General features: G+C 35.3%; 16 protein-coding genes and 1 riboswitch. Of the genes, 8 read left to right on the forward strand and 8 right to left on the reverse strand.

Going from position 1 to position 16703, the window contains the following annotated elements; all coding sequences use genetic code 11:
- Window positions 1–51: 51 nt before the first annotated feature.
- From HMPREF2937_RS10280 to HMPREF2937_RS10290, 3 genes are read right to left on the reverse strand one after another with little or no spacing between them, the layout of a single operon-like run.
- Window positions 52–861 (reverse strand): ABC transporter permease subunit, encoded by an 810-nt coding sequence (locus HMPREF2937_RS10280; protein ID WP_070864513.1) that lies wholly within the window; start codon window positions 859–861, stop codon window positions 52–54.
- A gap of 1 nt (window position 862) precedes the next feature.
- A complete protein-coding gene (locus HMPREF2937_RS10285; RefSeq protein WP_070864514.1) occupies window positions 863–1789 on the reverse strand; it encodes an ABC transporter ATP-binding protein in 927 nt (308 codons plus the stop codon).
- 16 nt (window positions 1790–1805) lie between these two features.
- The gene (locus HMPREF2937_RS10290) at window positions 1806–2528 is read right to left on the reverse strand and encodes a MerR family transcriptional regulator (protein WP_070864515.1); all 723 of its coding nucleotides are present in this window, start codon (window positions 2526–2528) and stop codon (window positions 1806–1808) included.
- Between the two features lie 275 nt (window positions 2529–2803).
- Here HMPREF2937_RS10290 and HMPREF2937_RS10295 point away from each other — a divergent pair, with 275 nt between their 5' ends.
- The gene (locus HMPREF2937_RS10295; protein WP_070864516.1) at window positions 2804–3736 is read left to right on the forward strand and encodes an NAD-dependent epimerase/dehydratase family protein; all 933 of its coding nucleotides are present in this window, start codon (window positions 2804–2806) and stop codon (window positions 3734–3736) included.
- Window positions 3737–3909: 173 nt separating this feature from the next.
- Here the strand turns inward: HMPREF2937_RS10295 and HMPREF2937_RS10300 are convergent, their stop codons facing one another.
- The 5 genes from HMPREF2937_RS10300 to HMPREF2937_RS10320 all read right to left on the reverse strand — a co-directional run bounded on the left by HMPREF2937_RS10300 (window position 3910) and on the right by HMPREF2937_RS10320 (window position 9973).
- Complete coding sequence (locus HMPREF2937_RS10300) at window positions 3910–4602, reverse strand: putative periplasmic lipoprotein (RefSeq protein WP_070864517.1); 693 nt, start codon at window positions 4600–4602, stop codon at window positions 3910–3912.
- A gap of 92 nt (window positions 4603–4694) precedes the next feature.
- The gene (locus HMPREF2937_RS10305; protein WP_070864580.1) at window positions 4695–6488 is read right to left on the reverse strand and encodes a purple acid phosphatase family protein; all 1794 of its coding nucleotides are present in this window, start codon (window positions 6486–6488) and stop codon (window positions 4695–4697) included.
- A 339-nt stretch (window positions 6489–6827) separates the two neighbouring features.
- Entirely contained in the window at window positions 6828–7982 is a 1155-nt protein-coding gene (gene nagA / locus HMPREF2937_RS10310) for an N-acetylglucosamine-6-phosphate deacetylase (protein WP_070864518.1), read from the reverse strand.
- A 195-nt stretch (window positions 7983–8177) separates the two neighbouring features.
- On the reverse strand, window positions 8178–8726 hold the full coding sequence (locus HMPREF2937_RS10315) for a hypothetical protein (protein WP_070864519.1): 549 nt from the start codon (window positions 8724–8726) through the stop codon (window positions 8178–8180).
- A 413-nt stretch (window positions 8727–9139) separates the two neighbouring features.
- Entirely contained in the window at window positions 9140–9973 is an 834-nt protein-coding gene (locus HMPREF2937_RS10320; RefSeq protein WP_070864520.1) for a trypsin-like serine peptidase, read from the reverse strand.
- A gap of 275 nt (window positions 9974–10248) precedes the next feature.
- Window positions 10249–10360: riboswitch (TPP riboswitch) on the forward strand.
- Between the two features lie 85 nt (window positions 10361–10445).
- Between HMPREF2937_RS10320 and HMPREF2937_RS10325 the strand changes: the two genes are divergently transcribed.
- The 7 genes from HMPREF2937_RS10325 to HMPREF2937_RS10355 all read left to right on the forward strand — a co-directional run bounded on the left by HMPREF2937_RS10325 (window position 10446) and on the right by HMPREF2937_RS10355 (window position 16594).
- On the forward strand, window positions 10446–11018 hold the full coding sequence (locus tag HMPREF2937_RS10325) for a thiamine phosphate synthase (RefSeq protein WP_070864521.1): 573 nt from the start codon (window positions 10446–10448) through the stop codon (window positions 11016–11018).
- Window positions 11011–12144 (forward strand): NAD(P)/FAD-dependent oxidoreductase, encoded by a 1134-nt coding sequence (locus HMPREF2937_RS10330; RefSeq protein WP_070864522.1) that lies wholly within the window; start codon window positions 11011–11013, stop codon window positions 12142–12144. The genes HMPREF2937_RS10325 and HMPREF2937_RS10330 overlap by 8 nt, the downstream gene beginning before the upstream one ends.
- Window positions 12128–12328, forward strand: a complete 201-nt coding sequence (thiS, locus tag HMPREF2937_RS10335; RefSeq protein WP_002479920.1) for a sulfur carrier protein ThiS — start codon at window positions 12128–12130, stop codon at window positions 12326–12328. Before HMPREF2937_RS10330 ends, thiS begins: the two co-directional genes overlap by 17 nt.
- A gap of 1 nt (window position 12329) precedes the next feature.
- Window positions 12330–13097 carry a thiazole synthase gene (locus HMPREF2937_RS10340; RefSeq protein WP_002479921.1) on the forward strand — a complete coding sequence of 256 codons (768 nt, stop codon included), beginning with the start codon at window positions 12330–12332 and terminating at the stop codon, window positions 13095–13097.
- A complete protein-coding gene (locus tag HMPREF2937_RS10345; RefSeq protein WP_070864523.1) occupies window positions 13097–14125 on the forward strand; it encodes a ThiF family adenylyltransferase in 1029 nt (342 codons plus the stop codon). The genes HMPREF2937_RS10340 and HMPREF2937_RS10345 overlap by 1 nt, the downstream gene beginning before the upstream one ends.
- Before the next feature lie 248 nt (window positions 14126–14373).
- Entirely contained in the window at window positions 14374–14826 is a 453-nt protein-coding gene (locus tag HMPREF2937_RS10350; RefSeq protein ID WP_002479923.1) for an arginine repressor, read from the forward strand.
- Window positions 14827–15169: 343 nt separating this feature from the next.
- Window positions 15170–16594, forward strand: coding sequence for a hypothetical protein (locus HMPREF2937_RS10355; RefSeq protein WP_070864524.1), 1425 nt, complete (start codon window positions 15170–15172; stop codon window positions 16592–16594).
- Window positions 16595–16703: the final 109 nt, after the last annotated feature.

Raw genomic sequence — 16703 nt, forward strand, 5'->3', positions numbered from 1 at the left:
ATTTTATTTTGGACTGTATTTATGTCCCAGCCCCATTTTGTATTTACACATTTATAATTTCGAAACCATTTTATCCCTATTAAATGACTTCACAAGTAATAAGAATATAATGATGTCTAAGATAATTAAGACGAAACCTGCGATTAAGATGGTTTGATAACCTAACAGCATAATACCTGAAGCTTGAGAAATGATTAAACCGATAATCGGTACAACTAAGAATAACGCAACGCTTTGAGCCGACTTCATACTTTTTGCTTTATTCGCAACCATCATCACGAGACATATCGAAAGGAAAGTCATTGATGGTATAATTAACAGAATTAAAGAGAGCCATGCTCCATTAGGAAAAATTAATTGATGGAATTGTTTCCAACCAAATAAATTCACTGTTATACCATAAAGTACAATGGCGCCATATGTGATGACGATGGAAGGTATAAAAGATGCGATAACTTTTCCTAACAACATTTCTTTATCTGATAATGGTGTATACAACAATCCCTCTAACGTTTTGTGTTCTTTTTCTCCCACAAAGCTATAACTCGCAGAAGCATTAGAAATAATGACAGGCATCAAAAGAAAGAGTGGCATTAAGAAATACATCAATACTATATAAATTAAAATATGTTCAGGTGATGCATGAACAGGTAAATTAAGTGTATTTAACTGGTGAATCGATTTTTCAAATTCACTCGGCAAATTAACTAAATCAACTTTCGTACTGAAAATAATCAAGATATTCGGCAGTATGACGCTGAAAAAGACAGCGATGAAAAGCATAGGATATAACGTCGACTTATCATACATCATTTCTAACAATTCTTTTTTAACCAATGCTTTGATACGATGTGTATTCATCTTATAAACCACCTACTTTTTTCTCATAGAGTTCTTGTAACGCATGTTGATATTGTGTAACTTCATAAACCTTTATATTTTCTTTTACTAAAATAGTAATAACTTCAGAAATGTCCTTATATGCATCCACTTTCACAATCACTTGATCATCTCTAACCTCATAGAAAGAAACTAAATCAATAGATGCTTGACTTAAAAGGCGTCCTGCTTCTTGAACGTCTGACACTTTTAAATGAAATTCATGTCCTGGCCATTCTGTTTGTATCAATTGTGATACCGTTCCTTGCGCAATAAACGTTCCTTTTTTCATGATGAAAATATTATCCGCAATTTTTTCTAAACCTTGAAGTTGGTGCGTACACATTAAAATGGTAGTTCCTTGCTTTTTAGCCATCTGTTTAAGTAATTCAATAAAGCGTTCTGAAGCAATAGGATCCAACCCTGAAGTTGGTTCATCTAATATTAATAATTTAGGGTTTGTCATCATCGCTCGAATTAACAATACCTTTTGTTTCATACCTTTACTTAAAGCACCTGCTTTGGCTTGCATATGTGCTTCAATATCAAACACTTTTAATAAATAAGTACTGTTTTGATTAAAATCAGTTGTATCTAAACCATACAACTGCGCCCAAAACTTTAAATTTTGAGCAACAGTTAAATTTTCATATAAAGCCCCGTCATTTTGGACAGCCATAGCTTGTCGTACTTCATTGAAGTGCGGTTGGTCTAAAGATTGATCAAATAAGGTGACCACACCTTTATCCGGTTTCAATAAACCGGTCATCAATTTTATGGTTGTTGTTTTACCGGAACCATTCGGACCAAGTATCGCATGAATTTTTCCTGTTTCTAACTCAAACGAAATATCCTTTATAACTTCCACATCTCCAAAACTTTTAGATAAATGTTCAACTTTCGCAATCATGATGATCTTCCTCTCTTCAAATCAACTTATTGTTATCTGCTACATCAATACAATAATGCGTTTCACCGCAATTTGGACATGTGAGTTTGCGCGTTTTGAAAGTATGATTAGCGAAAATCATGTGACTTAATTTAGGTTTGAAGACTGTTTGGCAATTTGGACAAACGTAACTGACATTTTGGTAGTAATACGCTGTTAACCCTGCCGCAACAAGCACTCTGAACGGAATAGCTTTCGCCCAAATTTTCCAATCTTTTTTAGTTAGTGCGCGTACTAAAGCACTGACTTGATAGCTTCCGACAGCAATACCAGTTATTAACATATTACGTCGAATCTGACTCATTTGGTCCATACGTGATGATAATTGTTCAAAATGATGCGCATTATCTAGTAAACCTGTGCTGTCATCTCCTACAAGCTCATCTAACTTTTGAAGACGTTCTAATTTTTGTTTCGTTTGAGTTAAAGCTTTTTCTAATTCAACTTCTTTCTTTTTCAACAAAACTTTTAATGTCGCTGTATCTTCTGATTCATTTAATATATGATGAATCTCTTGAAGCGAAACGCCCATGCTTTTTAATAAAACAATACTTTCTAATTGTGTTTTATCTGCTTCACTGTATACTCTGCGATTATGTTCAACACGACTTGGTTTCAGCAATCCTTTTTGGTCATAATATTGGACTGTTCTGACAGATACTTCACAAGCTTTGGCTAATTCACCTGTTGAATATTCCATTTAAACTTCCTCCTTGCCTCTTTAATTTCTCTACACTCTTAGCTTACGCTATAACGTTGCGTTACTAGCAAGCACTTTATTATTAAATTAGTGTAAAGTCAGACTGCCGTATGTCTTATAAACATTGTCATGACAGCGTTTTGTTCCTTTACATAATTTTAATAGTTTAACATGTCTTTTGTCTTTCAACTTTTAAAGTATAATGCTACACTTTAGACGTATACATATTAAAATAGATATAAGACATTAATTTTCTAACAAGGAAGGTATCTATTATGAAAGTATTGATTACAGGGGGCGCTGGTTTTATCGGTTCGCACATCGCAGAGAAATTTAACAACGAAGGTGGAGAAGTGTTTGTCGTAGATAACCTCTCTACAGGTAAACGAGACAATATTCCTTTTATAGATGAAGATCATTTTTATCAAAATGACGTGAAAGACTTTGAATTACTCGAAGAACTTGTGAAAGTGCATCAATTCGATTACGTCTTTCATTTAGCCGCAATGGTCAGTGTCGTAGAAACTGTGGGCAAACCAGTTGAATCTAATGGGGATAATATTGATTCAACGATTCATTTATTAGAGGCAAACCGTCAACATAACCCGAATTTGAAAAAATTCTTATTTGCTTCATCTGCCGCAATTTATGGTGATTTGCCAGATTTACCAAAATCAACAGATTCCAAAATTAATCCTTTATCACCTTATGCAGTACAAAAATTCGCAAGTGAACAGTATACAAAGATTTATCATTCACTCTATAACTTGCCGACTGTTTCTTTACGTTTCTTCAACGTTTATGGTCCAAGACAAAATCCAGAGTCAGACTACTCAGGGGTATTATCAATTTTAAATCAAAAATTCTTAAACAAAGATGACTTCACTTTCTTTGGTGACGGCAAACAAACACGTGACTTTATTTACATCAAAGATTTACTTCAAGCAATTTGGATTGTGCTAGGAAAAGAAGAAACAAACGGAAAGATTTATAATGCGGGTACTGGAGATGAAACAGATTTACTAACTGTTTTCAAAGCCTTTTCTGACTACTTCGGTTATGAGGTTCATTATTCATTTGAAGACGAACGTGCAGGAGACATTAAATATTCTCGTTCAGATGTGACACCGTTAAAAGCATTAGGTTATCAACCTGAATATCCTGTATCTAAAGGTATTGCGGAGTATCTAGAATATAATAAAAATTAACTTTAAAATAAAAAATTCCCAAGCGGCAATCGTTCGCTTGGGAATTTTAGCATTTCAATTCATTAGGGTACTTATAAGAAATCAACTTCTATTCTGTATATTACTATGACTTTCTTATTTTAAATATGTACAAATTAAACAAAATTATTAAAGCTTATGCACATATTTGTACATCATTGTTTACCGTATTGCTTAATCAATTGATTCATTAATTCTGTCGCAGTTTCATCTTCAGTCGGTTTAAATAACTCATCTGGTCTCAAGTTAGGATCTTTGTCATTATGGTCTTTTGGCGCAAACCCTGAAGACAATGTTACTTGTTGACTCGGCTTAAATTGACATTCGTAAACTTTACCGTCATCTGGGAATAAGTATTTTGTGACAGGTTGATTTAAATCTGCCACATTATGATAACCTTCTATATTAGATAAATCTTTCGCTTTCTCATCAAATCCTGTTACACCTTGGTTAGAGTGATAAAATACCACGCCTACTAAATTATGACGTTCAAAAGCTTTAGGGCCTGGTTCATTTTGATTACTGACTTGCAGCTCACCTTTAGGTGTCATCGCATACCAGTCTCCTGTTGAAATTTCCCCTGCTCCAAAATAACGGTTAGAAGCTGCTAAACCTTGTTGCTTAGCACGTTTGTCTGCCCACTTCATCACTTCTTCTTTTAATTTTGCTTGATCTTGACTAGATAATTTCTCTTTGTTTATTTTAATTTCTTTAGAACTTGAGGCTGGTTGATTTTGTTGTGTCTGTGCTTTAGCGTTACTTGTCTTTTTCTCTTGTTGATCGCTGCATCCTGTTAATAATAAGCTCAAGCTTGCGACTGCCGCAGTATATGTTAAAAATTTCCTCATTTTGTTGCCTCCTATGTATAAAGGTATAGGACTCGTATGATTTACGAGTCCCTACCTGAGTCAAATGACTTAATTAAAGCTATCAACAGTTATTATTTTTTGTCAGTTTTTGAAATACCGAATTGGTCGATTAACTTAACTGTTCTTTGTTCGCCTTTACTGATGTCACCATTTAATTGATAGATTTTCACAATCAATTTGTCGCCTTTCACTTCATAAACCGAGAAATTTTGAGCTGATGAGTCACGGTTATTTTCGTGGCTATCGTTAAACGCATCTGTTTTTTGAGGTTGTACACCTACTGCGAATAAGTTGTTGTATTCTTGACGTTGTGCTTCAGTTAACCAGCTCAATTTCGGACGAATTTTCTTGATATGTTCTAATGGTTTGCTGTAGATATCATCATAAGCTTTTGTACCACCTGTGTTTGGCAACACGTAAACTGAACCTTTTGGATTATCGTAGTATGTGACACCATCTTCACCTTTAACTTGTTTTGCATCTTCAATTTTAGCGTTTACGAAGCTGTTTTTTGTTGAAGTATGTTGTAACATTTTAGTTCTAGCGAGTACGTGGTCATGTCCTTGTAATACTAAATCCACATCTAAATCATCGATTTCTTTCGTTAATTCTTCACGTAATTTCTTAATATCTTCATCTTCTAAGGCATGGTAAGACTTAGAGTACATTGGTTTATGCAAGTTTAAGATAACCCATTTTGAGCCGTTTTCACGTGCTTTTTTGATATCTTGTTTAATCCATTCCATTTGTTTTTTACCAATGGCTTTACCTTCTGGATTATCTTCACCTTTTTTGTTGTCATTTGTATTTGCGACAACCATGTGTGCACCGTTGTAGTCAAATGAGTAGTATGAACCACCGTTGACTGCGTTATTTGCTTTAGGTACGTTCACGTGACGGTTGAAACGATCTAATAACTTTTTGTTCTTCTCATCGAATGCATATTCATCATGGTTACCTGCTGCTGCCGCAACTGGTAAAGACATGAATGATGGACGAGATTGGTCATAAATGTCATTCCACTCATCTTCAACTTGTGAGTTCTCTACGAAGTCACCTGTATGCAATGCGAAGTTTGGATTACCTGCTGTTTTAATTGCTTCAGCGATTGTGTTTGCACCGAATTTCGCTTCGTTACGTACGTGTTCGTTCCAGTAAGCATTTTGTGTATCCGTATATTGTACGAATTTGAATGGATCACCTGCGTTACCAGATGTTCTGAATGTACCGACTTGGCTTTGTTTGCCTTTTTTACTACCAACTTGGTAGTAGTATGTTGTATTTGGTTTTAAGCCTGTTGCTTGTGCTTTATAGTTATATTCTTTCACATTCATTAAAGATGCTTTACCATGTTGATCACCGCTTGTCCATTCTGGACCGCCTGCACCTTTATCTGTGTAATAACCTTTAATTTTTGGTTTGCCATTTTCATCTTTGACTGGCTCACCATTATCATCTTTCTCCACATCAGCGAAAATGAAGTGGCCTGAATGATCTCTTTCTATGTATTGAGAGTCCACTTGTTCTGCTTTAGCTGTGAATGTTTTCGCGTCTTTCATATTCTTTGAAGTTGAGACCCAAACTTGTGGTGCTTCAGCTTTATCTGTTGTAAACCAGTTGAAGCCCATTTCTGTTTTAGTATCACCATTAAAGTTTGTCATAATACGGTTCGGACTGTTTTTCTTTTTAACAGGTGCTACTTTTGGTTTTTTATTTAATAATTTAATACCTTGTTGTTGTTGATGTGCTTGTTGCGCTTGCGGTGCTGCTTGTGGCGCTGGTTGGCCGCTGGCATCTGCTTGTGCTGCCCCTGTTGATAATAAAAGCATTAAACTTGCCATACTTCCTGCTACAATCTTAGTCATCTTGATATTCTTCAATGCGCTACCTCCAAAATAGGTTGAAATTTAAAGGAAGTCCCAAAATTAAAAGACACCGTGATATCTGTCTTCAATAGACCTTTACTTCCTCTCAACACAAATTGTAGCAAGCAATCTTTAAGCTATTATTAAGTTGGTGTTTGGTTTGTAAATTCTATTTAAACAAAAGTATAAACAATAACTAAAACAACTATACATGGGTATACTGTATGTGATTTTTATAATGAAACACATTATTATACGACGTTATATATCTAATTGTAGACATCAAAAAACACAAATAAAAAAGCACCCGTTTTAAATACGAGTGCCTCTAACTATAAATTAATAGTTATGAACTTGACCATTTTTAATTGTTGTTTTGACATGCATGTCTTGATCTAATAAGACTAAGTCTGCATCTTTGCCTTCTTTAATGCTGCCTTTATGAGCGTCTATACCTAACGCAATGGCTTGATTTAGGCTTGTTACACGCCACATTTCTTCGAGTGATGCACCAGTAAATGTAAGCATATTGCGTAAGCCGTCATTCATTTTTAAGATACTGCCAGCTAAAGCACCTGATTCTAATCGTGCTTCTGAGCCTTTGACAATAACGTTTTGTCCACCTAAATCATACTCGCCATCTGACATACCTTTTGCGCGCATCGCATCTGTAATTAAGTAAAATCGTTTATTGCCTTTCATTGTATAAGCAATTTTAACTGATGCTGGATGTGAATGAATACCATCTGCGATTAGTTCTGTATGGATACCGTCGTTGGTCCATGCCGCACCAAATTGTCCAGGCGCACGATGTTCAAATGGTGTTCCTGCATTATAAAGATGTGTGACATGTTTTGCGCCATGTTCTACTGCTTCATTCACTTCATCAAATGTCGCAACAGTATGACCCATAGAAAAGATAATTTGGTCGGATAATTTTTCTAGAACTTCTTTTGCACCTTCTACTTCTGGGGCAAAGGTAATCACTTTAATATTACCGTCAGCTTTCTCTTGGAAGTGTTCAATCGCATCTACTGAAGGACGTTGTACATATTTAGGGTTTTGGGCGCCTACTTTATGTTCTGAAATAAACGGACCTTCTAAATGAACCCCTGCAATTTCAGCCGCATTTTCTTTATCTTGAACTGCTTTATATTCCACAATATTTTCTAAGGCACGATCGATGTTTTCCACTGATTGTGTCATTGTTGTCGCAAGGAAAGATGTAGTACCTTCAGAAAGTAACGATTCAGCTAAATGTTTCAATCCGTCAAACGAAGCATCCATCGCATCTTGTCCGTACCCGCCATGAATATGAATATCAATAAACCCAGGTAAAACATATTGTCCTTGTGCATCCACTACTTCTAGATCCCCTTGATAATCACCATGACCAACCTCTGAAATTTTGCCATTAGAAATTTTCACATAACCTTTATCTAAGACATCTGTTTCTGTATAAACTTTACCGTTTGTCACTACATATTCAGTCATTTTCTAACCTTCTTTATTCATAATATATACCATTGGTATTTTAACACATAACAACGCCCCAAACTTGAAAATTAATTTCATAACAAAACATCAAAAAAGCAGAAGCCCTTTAGACTTCTGCCGTATCACTCAATGTTTTTGTTTTACACTCATGATGTTTACTGCTTTCTAAATCTTTAATTTTTAAAGTACTAATTAATGAATGATATAAAAATTGAACAACGATACAATGACTCCGATTATAGTACAAGATATTGTAATGGTAGTTATCATTTCTTTTTTCCATGAACAAAACTTGTTTTCTAATCTAGATTCAAACTTCTCATCTAATTTATTTATTGCTTGTTTAACTTCACTAAAGTTTTGATTCGTTTCATTATTCATCTCTTTTAATCGTTTGTCTACTTGTTCAAAGCGCTTGTCAACCTGTTCAAAGCGCTTATCTACTTGATCAATACGTTTATCTACTTGGTCAAAGCGTTGATTCACCTGTTCGAAGCGTTGATTTACTCCATTAAATCTTTCTTTTACATTTTCGGATTCTATTTTAAAATTTTCTTGTATGTTACTTAAATGTTGGGTTGTTCTTGCTTGTTCTATTTGGATATTTTTAACGTCAAGTGCTAAAATTTCAAATTTATTTTCAATAGCTGTTAATCTTTCTAATGGTGTTTTCACTGGAAAAATTTCATTACCTTTTTCCTCATTATACTTAGGAACTAAATTATTATCTGCCGTAGTCATCTTGATGTTCTCCTTTGAAGTATAGATTTATATTTTTAAGCGTCCTCGATTATTAATTACTTATTTATAACTTCGCTGAATAGTTATAAAGTCATTACGCTAAGACGGCTGAACCCCAGCAAAATAAGGCATACGATGTAGATATTTTAAAGATTTTTTCATAGTTGATACCGCCCTTCCTTATATTTAAAAACTGAAGCACTCACTAGTTCCCCTAGATATTTATTAATATAATTATACTACGGTTCAATTCTTAATTCCATATACAACTTGAATTTTAATTTTACTATTTAGGTAAAATAATTGTCTTCTTTTTTTACGAAATTGAATCAAAATAGGTAAATAATAAAAAAACACAATCTCCTTAATCCGTGCGACTCATTTCACACTTTTAAAGAGATTGTATTTAAAGTCTATCTAATATGACTTCTCACAAAACTTCCTGTTGATCCATTTAATGCTTCTCCGCCTGCCATTTCAACTTTGGCGTAATTATAAGGTGATGTACCCCAGAGGTTATAGCCGTATGTGCGTAATCCATAGATACGGTAATTACCATCAACCATGACTGATCCTGAAGCACCTGCACGGAATTTATCTTTGGTTTGTAGTTCTATTCCGTTTGAAGATTTTTGTATGAATTTTAATTTACTCCAGTAGGATTTTGTATTATCTCCATTTTGCCATGGATAACCTACTGAATAGAGATTGCGATTATAAGTTAAGTTGTTGATTTGTGAATTCGACGCAAGAGGTAATGCTTGTGTGTAGTTCGTCAGCTTTTCTTTGGTATAGACTAAAGCGACATCTGCTTGAGGTACTTTAACCACTTTCGTTGCGTGGAAAGTATAAGTTTTTGCCTTACCATCGCGATTTAAATCAAACGTAATATATTTAGGATTAGCTGCCGCACCTTTAGCAACATCTATCACGTGTGCATTGGTAATTAATGTATAAGGTCCTATAACAGTCCCTGTCCCCATACTATCTTTACCTCTACCTTTCCAACCATCTTTATTACTAATACGTCCTACTGCTTTATATTTTCCTTTGTATGCATTTGCGATGTGTTTAATTTGTACATCATTATTAGAAATTCGCTTTGTTTTAGGATAAGCTTTAGACGCATTATAATCCGTCATCCCATTATAATAATAGCTACCTGCTGCTAACGTTTCTGTATTTGTTAAAGTTAAACTAGCCACAACCGCAAGTGATACAACTGCACTTTTGAATATATGTTTCATGTATATCCCCTTATATTTTTTCTCATTGTATCACACATATTGACGGCTATATTTGCTTGTTTCAATAGTCTTACTTGTAAGCAGTAAAAACCTACAATGAAAGCGATTCGCTATTGCAATTTTAATGCAAGTGATTTATGATGTGTTTGTATATAGAAGGAAGTTATATTTCAAGAATGAAAAAGTCAGTCCAATACGTTAACGCCTCGCTACACGATTAGTTAAAGTATTGAATATGATAACTTCCTGAAATACTATGAATCAAATAATTTCAATAAGTCCACTGGAAGTGCCTGTTCCTACAGGCTGAGATCCTTATGTATGATAAGGAAATTCTTGGAACCTGATCTAGTTTATACTAGCGTAGGAAAGTGGCGTATTGTACGTTTAATGCGCTATTTTCTTATATGGAAATAGCGTTTTTTTATTTCGCTTTTCTTGCGACTTATTGATTAAAGAAGGTGAATCCATCGTGTGGGTCGCGATTACGCCATATGAACTCACAAAAACAACCATAGCTCAATATGTTGAAATAGCGCCTGTGATTGACTATTTAATTGTACGTACTGACCAAGCAACTCAAGCTACAGATATTCAACGCTTACTAGATGCTGGATTTCCTAAAGCTAAAATCACTGCGCATTCCAATATAAAACTATTTGAAAATTTTGATTTAAAGCGTATTCATTTTAAAGAGATGGACGAGCGTGCCTTTGAATTTAAAAACAAGTATCCAGATGTATGTGTCAGCATGTCTACACATCATAAAGATACAATTCAATCCGCTAAAAATCATCACTTAGATTTTGTGTTATTCGGTCATCTTTTCGAGACCGGTTCTAAACCAGGTTTACCGCCACGTACGCCATCTGAAATATCAGATGCCTTACAAGTAGATATGCCTATCATCGCACTTGGCGGTATTAACGAAAATACCTTATCACAAGTGCCGCATGGTTTTAGTGGTATCGCAGCCATTTCTTTCTTCTTACAACATGATATACAAACACTTCGCACCCTCAAGGAAGGTGAACATTATGTATGATTTAGCCATTATCGGAGCAGGCGTCATCGGAATGTCTATCGCAAGACATTTAAAAGACAGTGGTTTATCTATCGCATTAATCGACCGTGATATCGAAGGCAAACATGCCTCTTATAAAGCAGGCGGTATGTTAGGTGCACAAAATGAATTTAAAGAGGACAGCCCCCTCTTTCGTTTAGCGCTTACTTCACGTACTAAGTTCAGCGCATTAAGTACAGACTTGCTTTCTGAAACAGGTATTGATATTCAGTACCAACAAAATGGCCTGATTAAGTTAGCCACTCAAACAGAAGATGTCCCATCATTGAAACAACAATATGCATTTCTTCATTCACATGATGAGGATGTTCAAGACTTATCAGATACTGATTTAGCATTACTGACCAATCATTTAGTTAAAAGTACTGAAGCCATGATGTTTGTGCCGCACGATCATCAAATCAATGCCAATCATTATACTAAGGCGCTTCATGCTTCACTAGAAAACGCACCAAATATTGATCGCTTCTCACACACGAATGTAACCGCAATTCATCGTGTCGGTGAAGGTTATGATATTGAGGCAGAGCGTAACGGACGTCGCACTTTAACAAAAGCACATAAAGTAATTGAAGCCACAGGTGCTTGGGCTGGCAATGTCTCAGAACAACCAGACATTCAAGAAGCAGTCAGCGGTGTTAAAGGCGAAGTCTTACTCGTTGAAAATGAAGACTTAGATTTAAAACAAACGTTATTTATGACTAACGGATGCTATATCGTACCTAAACCCCCACATCGTTTCTTAATCGGCGCAACAAGCTACTTTGATGATTACTCTGTCGGTGTATCTGAACAAGGTAAAACATGGTTATTAGAAGAAGCAATTAAGCGTGTACCTGAACTTGCGGGAAGCAAAGAACTCAAATACTGGTCAGGTATTCGTCCATGGACTAAAGAAGAACAGCCAATTATGGATGAAGTACAAGAAGGATTATGGATTATCACTGGCCATTATCGTAATGGTATTTTATTATCACCTGTTATCGGTGAATTAATGGCCGAATGGGTTGCGACTGGACATCGTCCACAAGCACTCGAACCCTTTCAATTTGAATTAAGGAGGGAGAAACATGAAGTGCATCATTAATGGTGATCCGTTCACATTCGATACTGAAGTCACAATTCAAGATATTTTAGATCATTTAGAACTCGACAAAAAACGTGTCATCGCAGAACATAACCAAAACTTAATACAACGTGAAGATTTCGCAAACCAAATCGTACGCGAAGATGATCGTTTAGAACTATTAGAATTTGTTGGAGGCGGATAATATGTTAAAAATTGGACCTTATGAAATGGAATCAAGATTATTACTCGGTACAGGAAAATTTGAAAATGAAGATGTACAAACGAAAGCTATCGAAGCTTCAGGTACAAACGTACTGACATTTGCGGTACGTCGTATGAATCTATATGACAAAAACTTACCGAACCCCCTTGCGAACGTTAACTTAAAAGACTTTGTTACGTTCCCTAATACAGCTGGTGCGAAAACAGTTGAAGAAGCTGTTCGTATCGCAGAAATCGCAAAACACGCAGGTGTTTGCGACATGATTAAAGTCGAAATTATCGGTGACGATGAAACATTACTACCTGATCCGATTGCGACGTATGAAACATGTAAAATTTTATTAGAACGTGGCTACATTGTATGTCCTTATATCTCTGAAGACCCAGTATTAGCCAAACGTTTAGAAGAATTAGGTGTTCATGCGGTAATGCCTTTAGCTTCACCTATCGGTACAGGCCGTGGTATCAACAACCCATTAAACCTAAGCTATATTATTAAGAATTCAAATGTACCGATTATCGTTGATGCAGGTATTGGTTCAGCGAAAGATGCGGCACAAGCGATGGAACTCGGCGCAGATGGTATCTTATTAAACTCTGCTGTATCACGTGCTAAAGATCCAGTGAAAATGGCAGAAGCAATGAAACTTGGTGTTGAAGCAGGTCGTTTAAGTTATGAAGCTGGCCGTATCCCAATTAAATATACTGCACAAGCATCAAGCCCTACCGAAGGTTTAGGATTCTTATAATGCCTACACCGTCAGAAACACCAGATTTCAACGAACGCTATAGCCGCCAAACACGCTTTGCGCCTTTTGGCGCACAAGGTCAACACAACCTTGAACACACACATGTATTAGTCATGGGTGCAGGTGCCCTTGGCAGTCATATAGCTGAACAACTTGTGCGTATGGGTGTCGGCAAATTAACCATCGTCGATATGGATATTGTTGAATTAACCAACCTTCATCGCCAAGCACTTTATGATGAAACAGATGTCTCAGAAATGCGTCCGAAAGTCTATGCATTAGCGGATAAACTAAAAGTTATTAACTCTAATGTAGAAGTAGATCCTATCTATGAAGAAATCACTTCAACAAATATTGAAACGATGATTCAAGATATTAATCCAGATATTTTATTAGATGGAATGGACCATTTTGCGATTCGCTTCTTATTTAATGAAGTTTGTCATAAATTAAATTTACCTTGGATTTATGGTGCAGCTGTTGGAGGTAAAGGTTCTGTCTATGCGATTGATTATACAGGTCCTTGTTTACGTTGTTTTATGGAAGAAACACCTGAAACTGCAGAAAGTTGTGCAATTAATGGTGTGATACCACCTGTCATTATGCAAGTCGTGAGTTATCAGATTGCGGAGTTGATGCGCTATGTATCAGGCAAGGGCTTCTCTGGCAAACTCATTACGGTGTCACCCTTTGAAGTCAAACAACAATCTATGGATGTCAGCCGCTTCAAAAACCCTAATTGCACAGTCTGTGCACAAGGTAATTACGAATATCTAGGGAAACGTCAATCAAACGTCATCGAAGGCAGTTGTGGAGATACATTCGTCTTCCGCTTCAAACCTGATCACTTTGACAACGCCGACTTATTTCCAGGTCAAATCCTTAAAGCGAACCCATACGTCAAACTTTTAAATGTAGACGGTTATGAAGCCACACTCTTTAAAGATGGCCGCATGAATGTTCATCATATTGAAGATGAAGACACTGCAGAAACACTCTATCGCACTTTATTAAAAGCAGTAAAATAACAATGAAACTACACAATAGAAGTGTACACCTAAAACGCGTGTACACTTCTTTTTTACTGAATAAGGCGTTCAGTTATTAAGAAACTTCAATTATTTAATCTCAATATTACTTCTAACTTACAAACAAGTTCTTTCATATATTCAAAGCACTTTGCGATAATATTGTTAAATAAGCAAAAATGATTTGAGTTCACTTAACTTATAGAATACAATAATACTGTATAATTATTAATTTAAGGGATGAGGATATGGAAAGAGAGAAACGTCTTGATTTAATTAAATTATTACTAAAGAATAACAAGATTTCTACAGTACGTGAGTTAGCTGAAATCATGGAAGAGCAATACAATTTAATTTTCAGTATGACCACAGTCGCAAAAGATTTACAACATTTAAGAGTGACGAAAGTTCCGAATGGCTCAGCCCCTTCTTATTATGTGTTACCAGAAAAAAATGAAGCAAACAGCTTTCGTGAAGCTTTCAAGAAATATCGCGATGATAGTATCAACTCTATTATCGTTAAAGACAGCTATATCCTAATTAAAACAGAACCGGGATTTGCCCGTACCATCAATTACTGTATTGACCAAATGCAGCTGCCGCATGTTTTGGGTACAGTCAGTGGTAATGATGTTATTATGATGTTAATGAAATCAAATGAAGAAGCAGAATATGTGAAATACTTATTATTGAAGCCTTGATGAGCTAAATAAAGATAAATGAGAAGAGAGAAGCGACATGATTACTTTGATCAAAAGTAGGGATGTCGCTTAATATTTTTTCTCAGTCTAACTTCTTCGGCTTTGTTTTCAATCTTCTTATCTACACTTCTTCATTATTAGCTAACATTTAAAATTAATACTTCCATTTTGTGTTCTCTCCTTAATTCTAAACATTGCATTTTTGTGTACAGTTATAAACAAAGTTAAATTTCACTTTATATTTTAGGTAACAATATTCTTCTACAAAAATTCTTTCTACATGTTGCACAACCTAATAAATGTATATTACAATATAAGTAATTACAGTTAAGGAGACTACATCATGAAAAAATCAAAGCAATCCATGAGATTATTTGACACGCTGCCACTTAGATCTGAGACTAAAAATAACTTCCATAAAAATAACAAATTATCTAAAGAGCCAAGTCGTATTCAAAAGTTAACTATGAGTGCTGCAAGCATACTAATGTTATCCGGTATTGGTGCAAGCATTGCTTCAAACACTTTTCTTTCTCAAGAAGCTGAAATGTCTGGTATATCACAATCTGATGTGAACCCATATAAAAATGTTGATTTTTCAAATCTGAACAATGCTCGTAATGCAAACGATTTACTAGCGAAAACTACACAAAACAGCATTCAACATCAAGATATTGAATTATATCAAAACGTAGTTAAAATCAACGGATTTTTAGATAGCTTCACTATTAATAATAATAAATCTAATCGTTTACAAATGACATATCGTGTTTATAACGATATCCTTGCTCATAAAAATGATTCCGAAAATATTTTACGTTTAAAACTAGCGCGTTCTTATCAATCTGAGCTAAAAGATGATATTTTAGAACAACATATTGATAAAACAATCACACAAGAAATGTATACGCTAATTGCACAACAACAACAAACAACACCAGAAAATGTTAAGTCTAAAACAATGCCTTTAACTGGTGTTGAACTTCAAAATTTAGAAACTTATTTATATGGTAAATATTCAAAACAAGCAGTGAACAATAACAACATTGTTTATCAACCTGTAAAACCAATTCAACAAGCTACTAAATCAGCTCAACAAACTCAACCTAAAGCAGATTCTAAAGTTGAAACTCCTCAAGTTGTCGAACAATCTAAACCTGCAGTAAAACCAGAAGTACCTAAAGTTGTTGAACAAACTAAACCAACAGTAAAACCAGAAGCACCTAAAGTTGTCGAACAACCTAAACCAACAGTAAAACCAGAAGCACCTAAAGTTGTTGAACAAACTAAACCAATAGTAAAACCAGAAGTACCTAAAGTTGTCGAGCAAACTAAACCAACAGTAAAACCAGAAGTACCTAAAGCTGAGGCACAACCTAAAGCTGAGGCACAACCTAAAGCTGAGGCACAACCTAAAGCAGAGGTACAACAACCTAAAGCAGAGCCTAAAGCAGAGGTACAACAACCTAAAGCAGAGGTACAACAACCTAAAGCTGAGGCACAACCTAAAGCTGAGGCACAACCTAAAGCTGAGGCACAACCTAAAGCACATAATAAATATGAAATTACGTATGATAAAAATGGACGTATTATCAAAACAAAAGAATTCATGGCGACATTCAATGAAGCTGTGAATAAAAAACCAAAAGACAGAACACCTGAAGAACGTGATTTCTTATTCGAAGAAAATCATGATAGGCTTTCTCATGACCCAACAGCAAACGGTACAGTGGGTCATGATACAGCCGAATGGGAATGGGTTAATTAGAGCTTTATAAAACACAACATGTCATCGTGTTGTGTTTTATTTTTTTTTGTTGTTGCACGAGTGATATGCCTTTGTGTACAATAAAAGTATCTTAAACATGGAGGTTTTG

The sequence above is a fragment of the Staphylococcus sp. HMSC061G12 genome (genome assembly GCF_001838465.1).
GTDB lineage: Bacteria > Bacillota > Bacilli > Staphylococcales > Staphylococcaceae > Staphylococcus > Staphylococcus simulans.

Excerpts from the sequence above, each read along its gene's own strand:
- HMPREF2937_RS10295 (WP_070864516.1), top strand. The coding sequence starts at position 2,804 with ATGAAAGTATTGATTACAGGGGGCGCTGGTTTTATCGGTTCGCACATC.
- HMPREF2937_RS10290 (WP_070864515.1), bottom strand. The coding sequence starts at position 2,528 with ATGGAATATTCAACAGGTGAATTAGCCAAAGCTTGTGAAGTATCTGTC.
- HMPREF2937_RS10320 (WP_070864520.1), bottom strand. The coding sequence starts at position 9,973 with ATGAAACATATATTCAAAAGTGCAGTTGTATCACTTGCGGTTGTGGCT.
- thiS (WP_002479920.1), top strand. The coding sequence starts at position 12,128 with ATGAAGTGCATCATTAATGGTGATCCGTTCACATTCGATACTGAAGTC.
- HMPREF2937_RS10300 (WP_070864517.1), bottom strand. The coding sequence starts at position 4,602 with ATGAGGAAATTTTTAACATATACTGCGGCAGTCGCAAGCTTGAGCTTA.
- HMPREF2937_RS10315 (WP_070864519.1), bottom strand. The coding sequence starts at position 8,726 with ATGACTACGGCAGATAATAATTTAGTTCCTAAGTATAATGAGGAAAAA.
- HMPREF2937_RS10330 (WP_070864522.1), top strand. The coding sequence starts at position 11,011 with ATGTATGATTTAGCCATTATCGGAGCAGGCGTCATCGGAATGTCTATC.
- HMPREF2937_RS10305 (WP_070864580.1), bottom strand. The coding sequence starts at position 6,488 with ATGACTAAGATTGTAGCAGGAAGTATGGCAAGTTTAATGCTTTTATTA.
- HMPREF2937_RS10340 (WP_002479921.1), top strand. The coding sequence starts at position 12,330 with ATGTTAAAAATTGGACCTTATGAAATGGAATCAAGATTATTACTCGGT.
- HMPREF2937_RS10345 (WP_070864523.1), top strand. The coding sequence starts at position 13,097 with ATGCCTACACCGTCAGAAACACCAGATTTCAACGAACGCTATAGCCGC.
- nagA (WP_070864518.1), bottom strand. The coding sequence starts at position 7,982 with ATGACTGAATATGTAGTGACAAACGGTAAAGTTTATACAGAAACAGAT.
- HMPREF2937_RS10285 (WP_070864514.1), bottom strand. The coding sequence starts at position 1,789 with ATGATTGCGAAAGTTGAACATTTATCTAAAAGTTTTGGAGATGTGGAA.
- HMPREF2937_RS10280 (WP_070864513.1), bottom strand. The coding sequence starts at position 861 with ATGAATACACATCGTATCAAAGCATTGGTTAAAAAAGAATTGTTAGAA.
- HMPREF2937_RS10350 (WP_002479923.1), top strand. The coding sequence starts at position 14,374 with ATGGAAAGAGAGAAACGTCTTGATTTAATTAAATTATTACTAAAGAAT.
- HMPREF2937_RS10355 (WP_070864524.1), top strand. The coding sequence starts at position 15,170 with ATGAAAAAATCAAAGCAATCCATGAGATTATTTGACACGCTGCCACTT.